General features: G+C 72.5%; 23 protein-coding genes. 11 read left to right on the forward strand and 12 right to left on the reverse strand.

Features of this window, described 5'->3' with window-relative positions; translation table 11 throughout:
• Positions 1 to 12 precede the first annotated feature (12 nt).
• Positions 13 to 897, reverse strand: a complete 885-nt coding sequence (locus tag ACI2L3_RS18485) for an MHYT domain-containing protein (protein ID WP_404753406.1) — start codon at positions 895 to 897, stop codon at positions 13 to 15.
• Between the two features lie 274 nt (positions 898 to 1,171).
• Here ACI2L3_RS18485 and ACI2L3_RS18490 point away from each other — a divergent pair, with 274 nt between their 5' ends.
• The 3 genes from ACI2L3_RS18490 to ACI2L3_RS18500 all read left to right on the forward strand — a co-directional run bounded on the left by ACI2L3_RS18490 (position 1,172) and on the right by ACI2L3_RS18500 (position 4,006).
• Positions 1,172 to 2,068 carry a glycerophosphodiester phosphodiesterase gene (locus ACI2L3_RS18490; protein WP_404753407.1) on the forward strand — a complete coding sequence of 299 codons (897 nt, stop codon included), beginning with the start codon at positions 1,172 to 1,174 and terminating at the stop codon, positions 2,066 to 2,068.
• A 54-nt stretch (positions 2,069 to 2,122) separates the two neighbouring features.
• Positions 2,123 to 2,677: a methylated-DNA--[protein]-cysteine S-methyltransferase gene (locus ACI2L3_RS18495; RefSeq protein ID WP_404753408.1), complete on the forward strand. Its 555-nt coding sequence runs from the start codon at positions 2,123 to 2,125 to the stop codon at positions 2,675 to 2,677.
• Positions 2,678 to 2,743: 66 nt separating this feature from the next.
• Complete coding sequence (locus ACI2L3_RS18500; RefSeq protein ID WP_404753409.1) at positions 2,744 to 4,006, forward strand: MFS transporter; 1,263 nt, start codon at positions 2,744 to 2,746, stop codon at positions 4,004 to 4,006.
• A 22-nt stretch (positions 4,007 to 4,028) separates the two neighbouring features.
• Here the strand turns inward: ACI2L3_RS18500 and ACI2L3_RS18505 are convergent, their stop codons facing one another.
• Positions 4,029 to 4,394, reverse strand: a complete 366-nt coding sequence (locus tag ACI2L3_RS18505; protein WP_389712630.1) for a cupin domain-containing protein — start codon at positions 4,392 to 4,394, stop codon at positions 4,029 to 4,031.
• 106 nt (positions 4,395 to 4,500) lie between these two features.
• Between ACI2L3_RS18505 and ACI2L3_RS18510 the strand changes: the two genes are divergently transcribed.
• Together ACI2L3_RS18510 and ACI2L3_RS18515 are read left to right on the forward strand one after the other, a co-directional pair.
• Entirely contained in the window at positions 4,501 to 5,406 is a 906-nt protein-coding gene (locus ACI2L3_RS18510; RefSeq protein ID WP_404753410.1) for a pseudouridine-5'-phosphate glycosidase, read from the forward strand.
• A gap of 14 nt (positions 5,407 to 5,420) precedes the next feature.
• Positions 5,421 to 6,341, forward strand: a complete 921-nt coding sequence (locus ACI2L3_RS18515; RefSeq protein WP_404753411.1) for a carbohydrate kinase family protein — start codon at positions 5,421 to 5,423, stop codon at positions 6,339 to 6,341.
• 71 nt (positions 6,342 to 6,412) lie between these two features.
• On the opposite strand, the gene ACI2L3_RS18520 is transcribed toward ACI2L3_RS18515, so the two are convergent.
• Positions 6,413 to 7,261: a methyltransferase domain-containing protein gene (locus ACI2L3_RS18520; RefSeq protein WP_404753412.1), complete on the reverse strand. Its 849-nt coding sequence runs from the start codon at positions 7,259 to 7,261 to the stop codon at positions 6,413 to 6,415.
• Between the two features lie 164 nt (positions 7,262 to 7,425).
• Between ACI2L3_RS18520 and ACI2L3_RS18525 the strand changes: the two genes are divergently transcribed.
• On the forward strand, positions 7,426 to 8,553 hold the full coding sequence (locus ACI2L3_RS18525; RefSeq protein ID WP_404753684.1) for a magnesium and cobalt transport protein CorA: 1,128 nt from the start codon (positions 7,426 to 7,428) through the stop codon (positions 8,551 to 8,553).
• Positions 8,554 to 8,583: 30 nt separating this feature from the next.
• On the opposite strand, the gene ACI2L3_RS18530 is transcribed toward ACI2L3_RS18525, so the two are convergent.
• The 3 genes from ACI2L3_RS18530 to ACI2L3_RS18540 form a co-directional block, all read right to left on the reverse strand.
• Complete coding sequence (locus ACI2L3_RS18530; protein WP_404753413.1) at positions 8,584 to 9,003, reverse strand: CBS domain-containing protein; 420 nt, start codon at positions 9,001 to 9,003, stop codon at positions 8,584 to 8,586.
• 113 nt (positions 9,004 to 9,116) lie between these two features.
• A complete protein-coding gene (locus ACI2L3_RS18535) occupies positions 9,117 to 9,533 on the reverse strand; it encodes a PPOX class F420-dependent oxidoreductase (protein WP_404753414.1) in 417 nt (138 codons plus the stop codon).
• A gap of 94 nt (positions 9,534 to 9,627) precedes the next feature.
• Positions 9,628 to 10,260 carry a uridine kinase gene (locus tag ACI2L3_RS18540; protein WP_404753415.1) on the reverse strand — a complete coding sequence of 211 codons (633 nt, stop codon included), beginning with the start codon at positions 10,258 to 10,260 and terminating at the stop codon, positions 9,628 to 9,630.
• Between the two features lie 76 nt (positions 10,261 to 10,336).
• Here ACI2L3_RS18540 and ACI2L3_RS18545 point away from each other — a divergent pair, with 76 nt between their 5' ends.
• On the forward strand, positions 10,337 to 11,056 hold the full coding sequence (locus tag ACI2L3_RS18545) for a DUF2293 domain-containing protein (protein ID WP_404753416.1): 720 nt from the start codon (positions 10,337 to 10,339) through the stop codon (positions 11,054 to 11,056).
• Between the two features lie 173 nt (positions 11,057 to 11,229).
• Positions 11,230 to 11,709, forward strand: a complete 480-nt coding sequence (locus tag ACI2L3_RS18550; RefSeq protein ID WP_404753417.1) for a DUF1772 domain-containing protein — start codon at positions 11,230 to 11,232, stop codon at positions 11,707 to 11,709.
• Positions 11,710 to 11,748: 39 nt separating this feature from the next.
• Here the strand turns inward: ACI2L3_RS18550 and ACI2L3_RS18555 are convergent, their stop codons facing one another.
• The 3 genes from ACI2L3_RS18555 to ACI2L3_RS18565 form a co-directional block, all read right to left on the reverse strand.
• Positions 11,749 to 12,546 carry an SAM-dependent methyltransferase gene (locus ACI2L3_RS18555; protein ID WP_404753418.1) on the reverse strand — a complete coding sequence of 266 codons (798 nt, stop codon included), beginning with the start codon at positions 12,544 to 12,546 and terminating at the stop codon, positions 11,749 to 11,751.
• Positions 12,547 to 12,589: 43 nt separating this feature from the next.
• A complete protein-coding gene (locus tag ACI2L3_RS18560; protein WP_404753685.1) occupies positions 12,590 to 12,805 on the reverse strand; it encodes a DUF397 domain-containing protein in 216 nt (71 codons plus the stop codon).
• A 103-nt stretch (positions 12,806 to 12,908) separates the two neighbouring features.
• Positions 12,909 to 13,769: a helix-turn-helix domain-containing protein gene (locus tag ACI2L3_RS18565; protein ID WP_404753419.1), complete on the reverse strand. Its 861-nt coding sequence runs from the start codon at positions 13,767 to 13,769 to the stop codon at positions 12,909 to 12,911.
• 158 nt (positions 13,770 to 13,927) lie between these two features.
• Here ACI2L3_RS18565 and ACI2L3_RS18570 point away from each other — a divergent pair, with 158 nt between their 5' ends.
• A complete protein-coding gene (locus ACI2L3_RS18570) occupies positions 13,928 to 14,407 on the forward strand; it encodes an ATP-binding protein (protein WP_404753420.1) in 480 nt (159 codons plus the stop codon).
• 147 nt (positions 14,408 to 14,554) lie between these two features.
• Positions 14,555 to 14,974 carry a hypothetical protein gene (locus tag ACI2L3_RS18575; RefSeq protein WP_404753421.1) on the forward strand — a complete coding sequence of 140 codons (420 nt, stop codon included), beginning with the start codon at positions 14,555 to 14,557 and terminating at the stop codon, positions 14,972 to 14,974.
• A gap of 32 nt (positions 14,975 to 15,006) precedes the next feature.
• Here the strand turns inward: ACI2L3_RS18575 and ACI2L3_RS18580 are convergent, their stop codons facing one another.
• The 3 genes from ACI2L3_RS18580 to ACI2L3_RS18590 all read right to left on the reverse strand — a co-directional run bounded on the left by ACI2L3_RS18580 (position 15,007) and on the right by ACI2L3_RS18590 (position 17,611).
• Positions 15,007 to 15,198, reverse strand: a complete 192-nt coding sequence (locus tag ACI2L3_RS18580; RefSeq protein WP_404753422.1) for a hypothetical protein — start codon at positions 15,196 to 15,198, stop codon at positions 15,007 to 15,009.
• 182 nt (positions 15,199 to 15,380) lie between these two features.
• Complete coding sequence (locus tag ACI2L3_RS18585; protein ID WP_404753423.1) at positions 15,381 to 16,064, reverse strand: DUF899 domain-containing protein; 684 nt, start codon at positions 16,062 to 16,064, stop codon at positions 15,381 to 15,383.
• Positions 16,065 to 16,183: 119 nt separating this feature from the next.
• Entirely contained in the window at positions 16,184 to 17,611 is a 1,428-nt protein-coding gene (locus tag ACI2L3_RS18590) for an amidohydrolase (RefSeq protein ID WP_404753424.1), read from the reverse strand.
• Between the two features lie 117 nt (positions 17,612 to 17,728).
• Here ACI2L3_RS18590 and ACI2L3_RS18595 point away from each other — a divergent pair, with 117 nt between their 5' ends.
• Positions 17,729 to 18,733, forward strand: a complete 1,005-nt coding sequence (locus ACI2L3_RS18595; RefSeq protein WP_404753425.1) for an endonuclease/exonuclease/phosphatase family protein — start codon at positions 17,729 to 17,731, stop codon at positions 18,731 to 18,733.
• The last annotated feature ends 19 nt before the right edge of the window (positions 18,734 to 18,752 follow it).

Consider the following 18,752-nt stretch of genomic DNA (forward strand, 5'->3'; position numbering starts at 1 on the left):
GGCGCGGCCCGGTCACCAGTTCTGCGGGGTGCGGGAGCCGGGGCGGGTGCGGGACCTGGGCCGGGTCCGGCGGCGGGCGGCCGGGACGTGCCGGTCGCCCGAGCGCGGCACGGGGTAGGCCTGCCGGGTGCGGCCGCCGTTCGCCGGGTTCCTGACGTCCGCCTGGCCGCCCATCACCATGAGCGGATCGAACATCACGATGACGCCCGCGAGGAGCAGGAAGGCGAGCGGCCCGATCATCATGGGCGCGAGGATCTCGGCGGACGAGTCGCCGGGCGGGGTGGCGCCCGAGTCGTGCAGGTGGACGCTGAGCCCCGCCATCCCCATGTAGTGCATGCCGCTCACGGCCAGGCCCATGACGAGGCTGGCGCCGAGGCTCCACAGGATTCCCCTGACCTGTCCCGCCGCCCACAGCGCGGCGGTCGCGGCGGCCATGGCGATCACTACGGAGGCAGCGACGGTCAGGGTGTCGTACTCCAGCGTCCCGCGAAGACGCATACCGGCCATTCCGAGGTAGTGCATCGTGGCGATGCCCAGGCCGGTGATCGTTCCGCCGGTGAAGAGGGCGGTGCCCGTCGCGCCGCGGTAGCCGACGATGAAGATCCCGATGCCGACCATGACGATGGCGACGGCGAGACTCGCGAAGGTCAGGGCCTTGTCGTAGTGGATCGGGGCTTCCTCCACGGTGAAGCCCATCATCGCCACGAAGTGCATGGTCCAGATGCCGGAGCCGATCGCGGCCGAGCCGAGCGCGAGCCAGCCGGGCCGCCAGGAGTGCGCGACGAGCAGCGATCTGGTGGTGCAGCGCAGGCCGAGCGCGCCCCCGAGGCAGGCCATGAGGTAGGCCACCACCGGTGTGACGACTCCGTAGCTGAACCCGTCGACCGTGCCCTGCATGCGCGGTAGCCCTTCCGCTTTTCGTGCCCAAATGCCATGAAACGTGCGATATACCCCCTACCGTCGGTCATATGAAAGACCGTCGGCTGACGCAGAGAGTAAAGCTCACGCCGGGACGTACGAACGATTTTCCGGCAAAGAATCGCTTTCCCCACGCGCGGGGTCCTCGTCGGTGATGACTCCGTTCAACCTGTGGCCATCCTGCACCTGTTTCCCGTTGGCAGAGGACTGTCACTCTCGACCGGTCCGCGATCACACGACGCGAGGAGTACCCGTGTACGCACGTGCTGCCGCCACCACCGTCGCCCTCCTGGGAGCCGGTGCACTCGTCCTCCCCACCGCCGCCACCGCCACCGCGCAGCCCCCCACCGCACCGGCTGCCGCCCGGCACGACAGGCCGCTGGTCGTCGCCCACCGCGGTGCCTCCGCCTACGCCCCGGAGAACACCCTCGCGGCCATCGACAAGGCCCGCCGGATGGGGTTCCGGTGGGTCGAGAACGACGTCCAGCGGACCAAGGACGGCGAGCTGGTGATCATGCACGACGACACCCTCAAGCGGACGACGAACGTCGAGGAGCTCTTCCCCGACCGCGCTCCGTGGAAGGTCGCGGACTTCACGGCCGCGGAGATAGCGACACTCGACGCGGGCAGCTGGTTCGGCCCGGAGTACGCCGGTGAACGGGTGCCCACCCTGAAGCAGTACATGCGGCGGGTGTCGCAGAACCACCAGAAGCTGGTCTTCGAGTTCAAGAAGCCCGAGCTGTACCCGGGCATCGAGAGGCAGGGCCTGCGGATCCTCCGCGACGCGGGCTGGCTCGACAAGCACCACGTCAAGAGCAAGCTGGTCATCCAGAGTTTCAGCGCGGACAGCGTGAAGACCGTGCACAAGCTGCGGCCCGACGTGAAGACCGGCTTCCTCGGCACCCCCGCCGTCGCCGACCTGCCCGCCTACGCCCGGTTCGCCGACCAGATCAACTCGACGCACACCTCCATCTCGGCCGATTACGTCTCCGCGATCCACGCGCTCAAGGGACCGCACGGCAAGCCGCTGGAGATCTTCACCTGGACCGTCAACGACGCGCCGAACGCGGTCCGCGCGGCGGGCTTCGGCGTGGACGGCATCATCACCAACAAGCCGGACGTCGTGCGCAAGGCGCTGCGCGAGGACTGACGTCCGCAGCCGCTCGCAGCCGCGTTGTCAGTGGCCGGCCGTACGGTGGTCGGCATGAACGCCAATGCGCAGGACCAGCGTGCGGCCGTGTGGGCCGTCGTCGACAGCGACATCGGTCCGCTGCTGCTCGCCGCGACCGGCGAAGGGCTGGTCACCGTGGCCTTCCACGCCACCGGGGCGGTGCGCGACAGGACCCTGGACCGGCTCGGCTCCCGACTGGGCGCCGAGCCGGTCCACGCGCCGGACTCGCCCCTGCTCGCCGAGGCGATACGCCAGCTCGCGGCCTACTTCGCGGGCGACCGGAGCGACTTCGAGCTGCCGCTCGACTGGTCGCTGATCTCCGGCTTCAACCGCCAGGTGCTGCGCGAGCTCGCCTCCGGCGTGCCGTACGGCGCGGTGGTGGGGTACGGCGACCTCGCCCGCCGGGTCGGGCAGCCGGGCGCCGCGCAGGCCGTGGGCCTCGCGATGGGCGCCAACCCCCTGCCGGTCGTGGTGCCGTGCCACCGGGTGGTGGAGAGCGACGGCGGCATCGGCGGCTTCGGCGGCGGCCTGGAGACCAAGCGGCAGCTGCTCGCCCTGGAGGGGGTGCTGCCCCAGCCGCTGTTCTGACGCCTCGCCGCTCCGGTCCGCCGACTACCCGTTCCGGGTACGGGAGCGCCCTGGCACACTGCGTCAGTGACTTCGACCCTCGACGCCCCTGACATACCCGGGCCGGAGGCGCTGGCCGCCCTCCGCCGCCGTACGAACGCGGTACTGATCGCCAGTCAGATCCTGGGCGGGCTCGGGGTGCCGATCGGCATCGCCCTGGCTCCGATGCTGGCCACCGACGTGAGCGGGACGGAGGCGCTGTCGGGACTCGCGCCGACCGCTTCCGTGGCGGGCACGGCCCTCCTTTCGCTGCCGCTCGCCGCGCTGATGAACTCGCGCGGGCGGCGTGCCGGGCTCGTCCTCGCGTATGTGATCGGCGCGCTGGGCGCGGGGCTCGTCGTCCTCGCCTCGGTCGTCGACAGCTTCGCCCTGCTGCTGCTCGGCATGGCGGCCTTCGGAGCGGGTTCGCTGGCCACCTTGCAGGCGCGGTTCGCCGCGGCCGACCTGGCCGAGCCCGACCGGCGCGGCCGGGCGATCTCGCACGTCATCTGGGCCACCACGATCGGCTCCGTGCTCGGCCCGAACATCTCCGCGCCCGCGAGCCGGGTCTTCACGGACACCTCCATCCCCGAGGAGGCAGGACCGTTCCTCTTCGCCGCCGGGATCTTCGCGGTCGCCGCGCTGGTGGTGGCGGTGCTGCTGCGGCCCGACCCGCTGCTCACCGCCCGCGCGCTGGCCCCGCAGGACAGCGGCACCGCGCAGAGCCGCTCGCTGAAGGCCGGGATCGCCGCGGTCGCCGCGTCGCCCATGGCCCGGCTCGCCCTGGTGACGGTGGCCGCGTCGCACACCGTGATGGTCTCGATCATGGTGATGACCCCGGTCGACCTGGGACACCACGGCGCGAGCCTGCAACTGGTCGGCCTGGTCATCAGCGGCCACATCGCGGGCATGTACGCGTTCTCGCCGGTGATGGGCTGGCTCGCCGACCGGTTCGGCCGGCTCTCCGTGATCGGGCTCGCGGTGGGGCTGCTGTGCTGTGCCGCGCTGCTCGCCGGCACGGCGGGGCCCAGCCACGGCCAGACCGCCGCCGGCCTCTTCCTGCTGGGCCTCGGCTGGTCCGCGGGCCTGGTCGCCGGTTCGGCGCTGCTCACCGACTCGGTGCCGCAGCCCGCCCGGGCCGCCGTGCAGGGCCTGTCGGACCTGACGATGAACGCGGCCGCGGGCATCGGCGGCGCCGCCGCCGGCCTCGTCGTGGCACGGGCGAGCTACGGCTGGCTCAACCTCGCCGGCGTCTGCGTACTGCTGCCGATGGCCGCGCTCGCCCTCCGCAGGGCGGTCAAGAAGGCCTGACCGCGCATCGCGTGCCCGGCGGTCACGGGAGCGTGATGTGGTACGCCTTCCGCAGCGTCTCGTGCACGGTCCAGGTGGTGCGGTCGCCCTCGCGCAGCACGGCGGCGTCGCCCGGGCCGATCTCCAGGGTGTCGCCGCCCTCGACCTCGACGGTGGCGCGGCCGCTGACGACCACGAACAGCTCGTTGGCCTCGGTGTCGGTGACCACGCCCGGCGTGATCTGCCAGATGCCGCGCAGCTGCTTGCCGTCGGCGGACTCCCACAGCACCTTGCCGGTCACCACCGGGTCTCCGGAGACGATCTGCGCCGGGTCCAGCGGCTCGGCCTCCAGCTCGACATCCGGGATATGCACGGCAAAAGACGCAACAGTCTGATCATTCGTGGTCATGGCCGGTCACCCTAGCCGGGCCGTATCCCCTCTCACCGGCGGGGGTTTGACGGGACGCGCCGCCCGCCAGGGATGAGGGGAGACCCGACAGGCAGGAGGCAGGCCCGTGCTGGTGGTGTCCGACGAGGTGCAGACGGCTGTCGCGGAGCGACGCCCCGTGGTGGCCCTGGAGTCCACGATCATCGCGCACGGACTGCCACGACCGCGCAATCTCCAGGTGGCCGAGGAGCTCGAAGCGACCGTACGGGACGAGGGCGCCGTCCCCGCCACGATCGCCGTGCTGGACGGGGTCCCCCGGGTCGGCCTGGACAAGGGGCAGCTGGACCGCGTCGCGCACGAGGACGGCATCCGCAAGCTGGGCCACCGCGATCTGCCCCTCGCCACCGCGACGGGCACGAGCGGCGCGACGACGGTGTCGGCGACAGCACTGCTCGCCGCACGCGCCGGACTGCGCGTGTTCGCCACGGGCGGGCTCGGCGGAGTGCACCGGCAGTGGACGCAGTCGCAGGACGAGTCGGCCGACCTGGGGCTGCTCGCGCGTACGCGGATCACGGTCGTGTGCGCGGGCGTGAAGTCGATACTGGACGTGGCGGCCACGCTGGAGCGCCTGGAGACGCTGGGCGTCGCGGTGGCGGGCTTCGGGACCGACCGCTTCCCGGGCTTCTACCTCGCCGACTCCGGGCACCCGGTGGAGTGGACACTGCACACGCCCGCGCAGGTCGCCGAGGTGATGCGGGCTCAGGACGCCCTGGGGGGTCCTGAGTCGGCGCTGCTCGTGGCCAACCCGGTGCCGCGCGACGAGCAGCTCGATCCGTCCCTCCACGCGCGCGTGCTCGCCGAGGCGCTGGAGGCGTGCGAGGAGCGGGGCATCACGGGACAGGCGATCACGCCGTTCCTCCTGGGTGAGCTGGTGCGGCGCACCGGGGGCGCCTCCCTGGAGGCCAACCTCGCGGCCGTCCGCGGCAACGTACGGCTCGCGGGACGGATCGCGGCGGCCTGGGCCGGGCGGTGAGGGAGCGGGCGACAGTGCCTCCGGACTCCGGTGGGCTACTGGTCGTCGGAGACGTCGTCACGGACATCGTGGCCCGGCACCGTACGGCTTTGGCGCCCGGCACCGACACGGCCGCCGCCATCCGCACCGTGCCGGGCGGCGCGGGCGCCAACGTGGCCTGCTGGGCGGCGCACTGGGGCCATCCCGACGTACGGCTCCTCGGGCGCGTCGGCGCCGACGCGGCGGCGTGGCACGAGGCCGCGCTCACGCGCGCGGGGGTGCGGCCCCGGCTCGTCGTCGACGCGGAGGCGCCGACAGGGACGGTGATCTGTCTGGTGGACGGGGGCGCCGCGGCGGAGCGGACCTTCCTCACGGACAGCGGTGCCGCGCTGCGGCTCTCCCCCGCCGACTGGTCCCCCGCCCTCCTCGACGGCGTGGCCCTGCTGCACCTGTCCGGCTACCTGTTCTTCGCCGAGCCCGGCCGGGCCGCGGCCCGCGCGGCGCTGGCGTCGGCACGCGCGCGTGGGGTGCCGGTGAGCGTGGACCCGGCGTCGGCGGGGTTCCTCGCGGAGTCGGGTGTGGACCGGTTCCTCTCGGCGGTGGACGGGGTGGCCGTACTGCTGCCGAGCCGGGACGAGGCCGAGCTGCTCACCGGCCTCCCCGACCCGGCGGACGCGGCGTCGAAGCTGAGCCACTGGTTCCCGGCCGTGGTCGTCAAGCTGGGCGCCGAGGGGGCGCTGGTGGCGCGGGACGGGCAGGTCCTTGGCCGTAGCCCCGCGGTGCCCGCGCGCGTGTGCGACTCCACGGGGGCGGGCGACGCGTTCACCGGCGCGTTCCTCGCCGCGCGGCTCGGTGGAGCGGGGCTGCGCGAGGCGGCGGCGGAGGGCTGCCGGGCGGGCGCGCGAGCCGTGGAACTCATCGGCGGCAGACCGCCCGGCCCGGCATCGACGAAGTGACATCCGAACGGCTCCGCCCCGCAGCCGTGAGCCGCCCGGTCCGCACTCCGCCCGCACTCCGCCCGCAACCGTTACGCCTTCCTCCCCCACGTCGAGATCAGCGGCGGGGCCGCCACGTCCAGGGCGCCCGTCGCGACGTTCGAAAGGTGCTGGTCGATGTCCTCCTCGGTCGCCGGGCCCGCGGCGGTCAGCTCGGTGCGGAGCTGTTGGAGCGTGACGGTCTCCAGGGCCGCCCCGCCCGGTGAGGCGAGCGGGAAGTACGCGTCGGACTCCACCCCGCGCAGGCCCGCCTCGCGGAGCAGCCTGGGCAGTCTGCGCCCGTACGTGACGTCGGCGCCGCGCTCCGCGAGCAGGGCGCACAGCGCGCGGCGCAGCCGGTTCGCCAACTCCTCGGCGGGGCCGTGCTCGTCGGGGCAGGCCAGCGGCTGGAGCGCCGGGTCGGGCTCCTCGATGAGGAGCCTGCCGCCGGGCCGCAGCGCCCTGAGCATCGACGCCAGGGCCCGCTCCCGGTCGGACACGCCGGCCAGGACGAGCCGCGCGTGCACGAGGTCGAAGCCCCCGGCGGGCGGCGGGTCCGCGGCGACGTCGTGGATCCGCACTTCGAGCGGCGAGCGCGCCGCCCGCGTCTGCCACGACGTGTCGATGTCGGTCGCCAGGACCCGACCGGTGGGGCCGACCCGCCTGGCGAGCCAGGAGATCACGGAGGTGCCGCCCGCGCCGACCTCCCAGCAGCGCCAGCCCGGGCCGATGCCGAGGCGTTCGACGTGCCCGAAGGTCGTGGGGTCGAAGAGGGCGGCGAAGGCGTCGGGGCGCGTGCGTGCCCCGGACGACCGGGAGTCGGGGAGCTGCCGGTGGTCGGAGAGCTGCCGGGGACCGGCGTACTGCCGGGGATCGAGGAGATGACCGTCGATTTGCGTCATGTCGTGATCATCCCAGTTGTCCCGCTTGCTCCCGGGAGGCAGAACCGGGCAATCCGGAACGGAGTGCTCCGTTCCCACAGGCCTTGGCAGGCGGCCGGACCGTGCTGGCAGACTGGCACGCCACGTCGTCACTGCGAGGAGCCCCTATGTCGATGGCAGGCAATCTGCGAAAGGTCGGGAACCTGCGCAAGGTCGGTGGCCTGCGCAGAGTCGGCGGCCTGCGGAAGGTCGCGCGCCTGGCCCGGCGCGGCGCCCGCGTCGACCTGAGCCACCCGGCCCGCTCCCCGCTGGGCACGTCGGTGGTGAACTGCGTGACGTACCGGGACGGGGTGCGCGAGCCGCAGGGCCGCGATCTGGTCGAGTCGGTGGAGCGGATCCGCAAGTCCGGGGACGGCTTCGTCTGGCTGGGGCTGCACGAGCCGACGGAGGACGAGTTCGCCGACATCGCCGACCTCTTCGGCCTGCACCCCCTCGCGGTGGAGGACGCGGTCCACGCGCACCAGCGCCCGAAGGTGGAGCGGTACGACCAGACGCTGTTCGCCGTGTTCAAGACCGTCTGCTACGTCGAACACGGGGAACTGACCGCGACCAGCGAGGTCGTGGACACCGGCGAGATCATGGTCTTCGTGGGCCGCGAGTTCGTCATCACGGTCCGGCACGGCAGGCACGGCTCGCTCGGGCCGCTGCGCGAGGAGCTGGAGGCGTCGCCCGAGCAGCTCGCCCAGGGCCCGGCCGCGGTGCTGCACGCCATCGCGGACCAGGTCGTCGACGACTATCTCGCGTCGACGGACGCGGTGCAGTCGGACATCGACCAGGTCGAGACGGACGTCTTCGCCCCGGACGGCGCGCGGGCCGACCCCGGCCGGATCTACCAGCTCAAGCGCGAACTGCTCGAACTGAAGCGGGCGGTGGTGCCGCTCGGCCGCCCGCTCCAGGTGCTCGCCACCCAGCCGATGCGGCTCATCGCCCCGGAGATACAGGCGTACTTCCGGGACGTCGACGACCACCTGAAGCGGGCCACCGAACAGATCGCCGCGTTCGACGAATTGCTGAACTCGATCCTCCAGGCCCATCTCGCGCAGGTGACGGTCGCGCAGAACGAGGACATGCGGAAGATCACCGCCTGGGCGGCGGTCATCGCGGTGCCGACGATGGTCTGCGGCATGTACGGCATGAACTTCGACCACATGCCGGAACTGCACTGGCGGTTCGGCTACCCGCTCGTCATGTCCGTGATCGTGACGGCCTGTGTGGTGCTGTACCGGGGGTTCCGGCGGAACGGCTGGCTGTGAGGCAGCACGCCGCCCGGGGCACCGCCCGGGTCACCCCTTGGCGTACACGCTCTCGACCCAGCCCGCGAGCTGGTCGTCGGTGAGGTGGGTGGCCAGGTCGGCCTCGCTGATCATGCCGACGAGCCGCTTGTTCTCGATCACCGGCAGCCGGCGGATCTGGTGGCCCTGCATCTCCCGCAGGACCTCGCCGACATCGGCGCCCGCGTCGATCCAGCGCGGGGTCCCCTTGGCCAGATCGCCCGCCGTGACGCGGGCCGGGTCGTGCCCCATGGCCACACAGCCGACGACGATGTCGCGGTCGGTGAGAATGCCGCAGAGCCGTTCGTTCTCGTCGCTGATGGGCAGCGCGCCCACGTCGAGTCGGCGCATCAACTGGGCGGCGCGGTCCAGGGTCTCGTGCTTGGGGATCCACTGGGCACCCCGGTGCATGATGTCTCCGGCGGTGGTCATCACTACCTCCCGTTGCCGGGCAGTGTCCGGAGCGGCGCGGAGGCGCGGCTGGTCCCGGCGCCTCTCATTCTCGCGGCGCCCGCGGCGGCCCGCATCCGGAACCCTCCCGAGGGTCAGGGCGCGAAGGTGACGATCTTGCGCGGGGTCACCCGGACGATGACCCTGACCTCGTCGTCCTTCTCCGCGGGCGGGTCGATGCCGAGGTACTTGTGGGAGAGCTCGTACGGGAGCCGCTTGCCCTCATCCGGCAGGATCTCGGCGACCCCGCGGATCTCGGCCGAGGAGTACGGGTTCGCGAGGTCGTAGACCGAGAGGCTGATGCGCGGGTCGCGTTCGAGGTTACGGACCTTCTGCCGCCCCGCGGTGGCGGAGAAGAGCACGGCGTCGCCGTCCCGCTTGATCCACACCACCGAGTTGTGGGGCGCGCCGCCGGGGCCCAGGGTCGCGACACTGGCGAAGTTCTTGCCGTCGAGGAGGGCGCGGACGGAGTCGCCGATGGAGACCGCGGACACGTTCTGGTTCGTTGTCATGCCCGCAGCCTAAACTAGATGCACGTGCATATACAGGGTTTGGGGCGACCAGTAGTAGACCGGTAGTAGACCAGTAGCAATGCCAACTGGAGATTCAGCCGCTCCAGGCCGGATGCCGCGGGTCGTCCGCCCGTACCACCACGTCGGCCGCGGCCGCGGGGTCCACCTCCGCCTCGTACCGCTCGAAGGCCGGCAGCGTCCAGCGCTCGCCCTCCGGCGTGCGCCGCCTCAGGGCGCCCGGCGAGAGCCGCACGTGCACGGTCAGGTCGAACGGGAACCAGTGGCCGAGGAGCAGCGGGCCGTGCAGCAACAGCAGCCCGCCGGGCGGGAGTTCGACGTACGGGCTGCGGGTCGCGCGGTCGGTCGCCGGGTCCCACAGATCGGGCAGCGCCCGCCCCGTGCCGCCGGGGTCGAGCGGCCCGAGGACCTCGCGCCACAGCGCGCCGGTGTCGAACCACCCGCTGTAGTACGCCTCCACGTCCTCGTGACCGTACTCGTACCGGAGCGACGCGGGCCGCAGGAAGCCCTCCGTGCCGACCACAAGCGCGCTCCGCCCCCGCGGACGCAGCGCGTCGCCCACCAGGCGCGCCAGTTCACCGGTACCGCCGGCCGGCGCCCCGTCGAAGGCCACCCGCGTCCACGGACCCCCGTCGGCCGGCTTCAGCTCGAGCAGCCGGTCGGCGAGGGTCTCGGCCAGACGTTCCCAGGTGATCGGTTCGAGTCGCACGGGCCCATGATGCCCCGTACCGATCAGGCACCGGAGGGGCCGCTTCACGGAGAACCCTCGCGGGGATGAAAGGGGCATGACGAGCTCCCCGGTCATCCCCTCCCCCCGCACCGGCCTCCTGGTCTTCCAGCCGCTGCGGCGCAAGCACTGCGCGGAGTGCCGCTCCGGGCCGCTTCCACTGCTCGTCCTGGAGGGCGGCGAGCCGCGCTGCCTGGACTGCGCCGACCTCGGGCACCTCGTGTACCTGCCGCGCGGCGACACGGCGCTCACGCGCCGGGCCCGCGAGGGCAGTGGCCTCTCGGCCGTGGTCGTCCGCTTCCACCGGCGCCGCGCCCGCTACGAACGGCAGGGCGTCCTTGTCGAGGAGGCCGCGCTCGTGCGCGCCGAGGAGCGCTGCCTGGCGGACGCGGAGGCCCGGGCGCGGCGGCGGGCGCGGGACGCGGCGCGGCGGGCCGCGGAGGACGTGCGGTTCACGGAGGCGTTCGCCGCGGAGATACGCAGGATCTTTCCCGGCTGCCCGGCGGACCGGGCCCGCGCCGTCGCCGCCCACGCGTCGGTGCGCGGCAGCGGCCGGGTGGGACGGAGCGCGGCGGGGCGGGCGCTGTCGGAGGGGGCGGTGACGGCGGCGGTCGTGGCGGCGGTGCGGCACACGGCGACGCCGTACGACCGGCTGCTGATGAGCGGGGTGCCGCGCGGGGAGGCGCGGCGGCGGATCCGCGCCGCGGTGGAGGCGACGTTACGGGAGTGGCGCGAGCCACGGGACGAGACCGACCCGCGCTGGGCGGCAGGCGCGTAGCCCCTTCCCGGTTCCGAGACTGCGGCGTATGCGCCCGCGAGCGTCGCGTATGGCGGCCGCGGGCCGACGGGAATTGACTTGTGGTGGGCCGAGGCCGCGCTGCAGGATCACTCGCGCCCGCAGCCGACGTAGTCTCCACCGACGTAACCGCCCCAGTCACCACGGGAGTTGTCATGATCGACGGACCGTACTTCGTACTCACCGTGCTCGGGGCTCTCGCCTGCGGCCTGGCCGCCGGGGTCTTCGCCGCGTTCTCGACCTTCGTGATGAAGGGCCTCGCCGAACTTCCCCCGGCTCAGGGCATCGCGGCGATGAACCGGATCAACGTCACCGCGGTCGCCCCGGCCTTCATGGCCGTATTCCTGGGGGCGACGGGGCTCTGCGCGGTGCTCGCCGTCGTGACGTTCGTGCTCTGGCCGGACGACGGCACGGTCGAGCTGCTGCTCGGCAGCGCGCTGTATCTGGTCGGCTGCTTCGGAGTGACCGTCGTGGCGAACATCCCCCGCAACGACGCCCTCGCCAAGGCCGACCCGGACAGCGCGGAGGGCGCCGCGTACTGGCGTACGTACGTAAGAGAGTGGACGGCGTGGAACCACGTCCGCGGCGCCGCCGCGCTCGGCGCGACGGCGTGCTTCATCCTCGGCCTGACGTGACGTGACCCGATCCGATCCCCCACCCAATCCGACCCGGCGCTAGGGCTTGCGCGCCACCCCGCCGTAACCGGGCGTGGGTCCTTCCTCCGGTGCCGGCCTCCACTCCCCCGGCTCCGGCTTCCACCGGTCGACGTTCTCCACGCCAGGGTCCACCAGTTCGTACCCCTCGAAGAAGCGCTCCACCTCCTCGCGGGTGCGCAGCGCGAGGGTCATGCCGCGGGCCTTGTACAGCTCCGTGGACTGCTTCGTGGTGGCCGGGCTGAAGTCGGACGTGCCGTGGGACAGCACCAGATGGCTGCCGGACGGCAGGGCCCGCATCAACCGGTCCACCAGGTCGTACACGCCGTCCTCGGCCGCGAAGAAGTGCAGCAGCGCGACGAGCGACAGGGCGACGGGCCGGTCGAGGTCCAGGACGCGCGCGGCCTCGTCGAGGATCCTCTCCGGCTCGCGGAGGTCGGCCCGGATGTACTCGGTGACGCCCTGCGGTGTCGATGTCAGGAGCGCCTGGGAGTGCGCGAGGACGACGGGGTCGTTGTCGCAGTAGACGATCCGGGCGTCCGGGGCGACGTCCTGAGCGATCTGGTGGAGGTTCGGCTCGGTGGGTATGCCGGTGCCGATGTCCAGGAACTGCCGTACGCCCCGGGCCGCGAGCCAGCGCGTGGCGCGCCGCATGAACGCCCAGTTGGCCAGCGCCGTCGTCCGTCCCCGCCCGTCCATGGCGACCAGCCGCCGGCCCATCTCCTCGTCCGCCTGGTAGTTGTTTCTTCCCCCGAGGAACCAGTCGTACATCCGCGCGCGGTGCGGCTTGCTGATGTCGATGTACGTCGGGTCGGTCATGCGGACTCCATGCGTCGACGGCGGGTCACGGAGCGGACGGCGGTCACGACAGCAGGAAGTCCGCTTCGCCCGCCTTGGCCCCCTGGATGAACGCGGTGATCTCCCCGTGCGTGTAGATGAGCGCGGGGCCGTCGGGGTCGGCGGACTGGCGCACGGCGACGCGCCCGTCGGCCAGCTTCATGGCTTCCAGGCAGTTGCCGCCGTTGCCGCCGCTCCAGGGCTTGTGCCAGCCCTCGGTGCCCAGGTCGCGGGCGGGCATGCCGTTGTAGATCCGGGACTCCCTGACCTCGCTGCGCGAGTCGTCGCGGGCTCCGGGTGAACGCGGACCGGCGGGGCGCGTTCCGGCTCGATGTCGGTCCATGTCACAGCTCCTTGCGGAGGTCCCGGAGGATCTCCTTCGTGCGTTGTGCGGTGGCGGCCTGCGCCGCCATGCGGTCCATGACCTCCAGGTGGGTGGCCACCTCTTTGCGCGCGTCCAGGTAGACGGCGCCGGTCAGGTACTCGCTGTAGACCATGTCGGGCAGCTCCGCCATGGCGAAGCGGAAGAGCACGAACGGTCCGTACGTTCCGGGGTGCGGCCCCGCCGCGAAGGCGGCGACCTGCAAGGTGACATGGGGCAGCTCGGCGGCTTCGAGGAGCCGGTCGAACTGATTCCGCATCACCTCGGCGTCGCCGACCGGTCTGCGCAGCGCGGTCTCGTCCATCACCACCCACAGCCGGGGCGCGTCCTCACGGGTGAGCAGCGACTGGCGTTCCATGCGCAGCGCCACGTACCGCTCGATGTCCGCGGGCCTGGTCTGGCCGATGGCGCCGGACCGCATCACGCCGCGCGCGTACTCCTCGGTCTGCAGGAGTCCCGGCACGAAGTGGGGTTCGTACGACCTGATGAGGCTCGCCGCGCCCTCCAGGCTGACGTACATGCTGAACCAGCCGGGCAGGATGTCGTGGAACCGCTGCCACCAGCCGGGTCTGTTGGCCTCCTCGGCGAGCGTGACGAAGGCGTCGGCCTCGTCGTCCGCGACGCCGTAGGACTTCAGGAGCAGCTGGAGATACGGGATCTTCAGCGCGACCTCGGCGGTCTCCATGCGCCGGACGGTGGCGGGGGCGACGCGGAGGATCTTCGCGGCCTCCTCGCGTTTCAGGCCCGCGCTCTCGCGCAGATCCTGCAGGCGACGACCGAGAACGACCTGGCCGACGGTCGGGGCTGACCGCGGTTCGCTCACGTCTCCTACCTCCACCTGACTCCGCGTTGCTTCAACTCACACCGCACCGCGAGCTGTAGCGAGCAGTGTGCCATGCGCCGTCGCGGAGGAACACGCCACTGTGCACTTTTCAGAGTGGGTCTTGCCAAGGTGTTCTGGGCGGGGCGATAGTGGAGAACGTGACTCCGCCCGCGCCGTTACGAACCGACGCCGCTGAAGGCCGACTTGGCGATCTCGCCGAGGCGTGTCCCGAGGCCGCCGAGGTCTGCGTCAGTTTCGCCCTCGCCCCGCGTCCGGGCTCCGTCGCACAGGCCAGACGCCTGATGCGCACGCAGCTGGACGGGTGGGCGGTGCGTGACGACGACGCCTGCGACGCGGCGGCACTCGTTCTCTCCGAACTGGTCACCAATGCCGTGGTGCACACCGCGAGCCGGCGGATCATCTGCGAGCTCTGCGCGGATCCGGAGAAGCTGCGAATAGCCGTACGTGACGAGGGGTGCGGTTCAGGGATGCCGCGCCCCGCGCACAGGGGGGCCGACGAGGAGCACGGGAGGGGACTGCTTCTTGTCGATGCGGTGAGCAGCGCGTGGGGCGTCCACGACGCGGGGCCCGGTTTCGGGCTCACGGTGTGGGCGGAGTTGCCGCGGTCGGCGTCCTGACCGACGCCGGCGTGTGCCGGGAACAGGTTGTACGGAACGGGTTGTACGGAACGGCGTGTGCGCGGACCGGCGTACGCGGAGAACGAATCGATCGAGCGTGGCAGTTACACGGGCGGGGGGCATGTGAGCGCGGGTACGGTGCGGCCGTTGGATCTGAACACCTTGGTCCGTCTGTCGCGACGGCGGCAGCGCACCGGGAGACCGACGCCACCGCCCCTGCGGCTCGATCTCCCCGAGGGGATGACCGAGCCGCTCGGCTGCGACGCCGTGGCGGTGCCCGCGGCGTTCGGCCCCCGGCTGATGTCCAGACTGCCTCGCGTGGGCTGTGTGTACGAGGACGGGGCGCGCTGGTGGTGGATCGTGCCCGCGGACTCCGACGTCGCCATGGAGTGGCCCGCGCCCGTCGCCTACTCGGCGGGCGCGGTGGTGCGGGACGCCGACTGTCGGCCTGTCCTGATCAACCGTCCCGCGGACGACGTCCCCTACACGCCGCCGATCCCGCTGTATCTGGCGCTGTGCCGGGTCACGGGGACCACGCCGGGCTGGTCGCGGGCGCTCAGCGCGTGAGCTCCGGCTCCACTGTGGTCCGAGGTCGCGCGTCAGACGGCGGCGAGCTCCGCGGTCTCGTCGGGCGCGCGCACGATCACCAGGAAGGCGTCCGACGCGAGGTCCATCACGACCTCCGCGCGCTGTCCTTCCTGCCGTCGGGCCCGCGCGAATTCCTCCGCGGGCCATGATCCGCGCGGCCCGCCCGCGGGGAACCGCTCCAACACCGTTCGTCCGTTCATCATGATCCCTGTCCCCCGTGCCGTTCCGTCACGTCCGCGGTCCACGGACTCTGTACTGAGGAGAACGCGCGGGGCGGCCCCGCGGATGCGCGGCGTGACGCAACTGAGACGGAGTAGGGGCATTTCCCAGGGTTCTCCCCGGGTTCTTTCCGGGTTCTCCCCGGGTGTCGTACCGGGGTACCGGCTCAATCCTCGTACTCGTCGTGGTACCGCACCCGCGCGCTGCCCGCGGGCGCCCCGAACACCGACGCCCGCCCCTTGGGCTCCTCCCACTCCTCCTGCCGGCCGAGCGCGGTGAGGTCGAGGAGGCTGGTGGTGGAGCCGACGCCGTCCAGGCCGCGGGCGAACGTCGCGTACGTGTGGAAGACCCGGTCCCCGTACCGCAGGAAGCAGTTGATCGCGGGCACGTCGTGGGGCTCCTCCACGGACGATGCCAGGAAGTCGTGGTTGAAGTCGCCGCCGTTCGTCGAGTACCAGGGCACCGTCCAGCCCATCCGGGCCTTGAAGGTCAGCAGCTTGGTGAAGGGCGCGCGTGACACCGCGACGAAGTTGGTGGCGCGGGCCCGCAGGTGGGAGAGGTGCCCGAGCTGATCGAGGAAGCCGGAGCAGCTGCGGCAGCCCGCGTCCCATTCGGGGGCGAACATGAAGTGGTAGACGATCAGTTGGTCCCTGCCGTCGAAGAGGTCGAGCAGCGTCGCCTTCCCGTCGGAGCCGTCGAAGTAGTACTCCTTGTCGACCTCGACCATCGGCAGCCGGCGCCGCTCGGCGTTGAGCGCGTCGCGCGCGCGGGTGGCCGCCTTCTCCTTGGCCAGCAGCTCCTCACGCGCGGCGAGCCACTCCTCGCGCGTGACGATGTCCGGAAGTCCCATGGTGTGTCTCCTCCACCCTTCGGGCGTACGTCTGCGAAGGGTGGACCTGCGGAGTTCGCGGAACTCATCGCTCGCGGGCGAAGAAGTTCCAAAGAATCATCAGCTCCCCGCCCCACCGCTCATCCCTCGTACTCCTGGATCCGCTTGCCGTGGCTCCGGTCGACGAGTTCCGGCAGCAGCGCGCTCAACTCCCCCACCAGGCTCGGCACATCGAGGGTGAGCAGCTCGCGGTCGCGCATGAGGACGCGGCCGGCCACGATCGTGGTGCGTACGTCGGCGGAGCGCGCACTGTGCACGAGCGTGGCCGCGAGGTCGTGCACGGGCTGGGTGTGCGGTCCGGTCACGTCGACGAGGACGAGGTCGGCACGCCGCCCTTCGGCGAGGCTGCCGATGTCGTCGCCGAGCCCGACGGCCCGCGCGCTCTGCAGGGTGGCGTGGTCCAGGGCCTGGCGGGCGGTGAGCCAGGTGGGGTCCCGTTCCACGTACTTCTGGACGAGCGCGGTCAGCGTCATGGACTCCCACACGTCGAGGGTGTTGTTGGACGCGGCGCCGTCCGTGGCGAGGCCGACCGGGACGCCCGCCTCGCGCAGGGCCCGTACGGGTGTGGTGTCCCAGCCGAACTTGAGGTAGCCGCGGGGTGCGGAGGCGACGGCGACGCGGCCGCCAGAGCGTTCCGCGGCGCGGCGCAGCACCGGGAGGTCGCGGGCGGTGTCCAGGCCGGTGGCGTGGGCGAGGAGGAGGTCGACGTCGAGGAGTCCGGCGCGCTCCAGGACCTCGACGGGGGTGCGGCCGTGCCGGGCCAGGCTGTTGTCGGTCTGCTCGCGGTTCTCGGCGGCGTGGATATGGACGAGCAGGCCGTGGTCGCGGGCGAGTGCGGCGGTCGCGGCGAGGTCGGGTTCGTCGACGGTGTAGGGGGCGTGCGGGGCGAGGCAGGTGGTGATGCGGCCGTCGGCGGCGCCCCGCAGCCGGAGCGCGAAGTCGAGGGAGGCGGCGCGTCCTTCGGGGCCCTGCGAGCTGAAGTAGGCCTGGCCGAGGACGGCGCGCAGGCCGCTCTCCTCGGTGGCGGCGGCGACCGCGTCCATGGCGAAGTAGTGGTCGGCGAAGGTGGTGACGCCGCCGCGGATCATCTCGGCGCAGGCGAGCCGCGCGCCGAGCCCGACGATCCGCTCGGTCAGGTTGGACTCGACGGGCCAGATCCAGTCGTTGAACCACGCGTGGGCGGGGAGGTCCTCGGCGAGGCCGCGCAGGGCCACCATCGGTGTGTGCGTGTGGCAGTTGACGAGTCCGGGGAGGGCGACGGTGCCGCGGCCGTCGATGTGCTCCATACCGGCGGCGGTGCTGTGCTCCGGGCCGGTGGCCGTCATGTGCTCCGGGCCGCCCGCCGTGACGGAGGCGATGAGTCCGTCCCGTACGACGATCGTGGCGTCGTCGACGAAGACGATCCCGCCCCGCGGGTCGTGGGTCAGTGCCGTGCAGCCCGTGACGACGAGGTCGGCCGGGTCGTGGGTGATGAGGTCGGCGGGTCCTGGCGCGGGAGGCGGCGTCATCTCTTCACGGTAGTGCGAGTGCGCATCCGGCGGCCCTGTCGCGGGGACGGTTTCGCGGGCACGCTGGCCTCACCCGCCGACCGGCCGAGGGGACGGAGAACGACACGGGAGGCGGCCATGATCGTCGGCACCTGGAACCTGGAGAACCTCTACCGCCCCGGCGGGGCGTTCGGCCCCAAGGACAAGATCACGTACGAGGCGAAGCTGGCCTCGCTCGCGGCGACGGTCACCGCGCTGCGGCCGAGCGTCCTCGGCGTGCAGGAGGTCGGCGACCCGGCCGCCCTGGAGGACCTGGCGGGCCTGCTGGAGGGCACCTGGCACGTCGCGCTCTCCCGGCATGCGGACGACCGGGGCATCCGGGTCGGCTTTCTCACCAGCTTCCCGGTCTCCGTCGTCGCGGACGAGGCCGCCTTCCCAGGACCGGTGCGGCCGGTGCAGGCCGATGACGCGGGCCGGACGGTCTCGCGCGCCGGGCGCGGGATCCTCGCGGTGACGGTGTCGACGCGCGCCTTCTTCTTCGACGCGGTCGTCTGCCACCTCAAGTCGAAGCTGCTCTCCTATCCCGGCGGCTCGCCCGGTAGCTCTGCCGGCGGCGCTTCCGGCGGCGCTTCCGGTGCCCGTTTCCAGCCGCGCGACGAGGGTGAGCGTGCCCGGTACGCGGCCTACGCCCTGCACCGCCGCGCCGCCGAGGCGACCACGGTCCGCGCACTCGCCGACCGGCTGCTGCACGGCGACGGCCGGGAGCACCGGGTCGCCGTGCTCGGGGACCTCAACGACGAGGCCGGGGCCGCGACGACGCAGATCCCGCTCGGCCCGCCCGGCTCCGAGATCGGCACACCGGGCTTCGACCGCCCGGACAAGGGCGACGCGGCACGGCTGTGGAACGTCGCCCCGCTGATCCCGCCCGACCAGCGCTTCTCCCGCATCCACGCGGGCCGCCGCGAACTCATCGACCACGTCCTGGTGAGCCGGGGCCTCCTGGACCAGGTGCGGACGGCGGGCACGGGCGCGCCGGGCGCCGCGGCCGCCGCGCTGCCGTCGGTGGCGGACGGCGATCCGGCGGTACGGAGGGACGCGACGGGGTCGGACCACGCGCCGGTGTGGATACGGATCCAGCCCTGAGCGAGCCCGGACCCGGGAC

Origin of the sequence: Streptomyces sp. NPDC029674 (assembly GCF_044903205.1) — a bacterium.
In the GTDB taxonomy this organism is placed as follows: Bacteria; Actinomycetota; Actinomycetes; order Streptomycetales; family Streptomycetaceae; genus Streptomyces.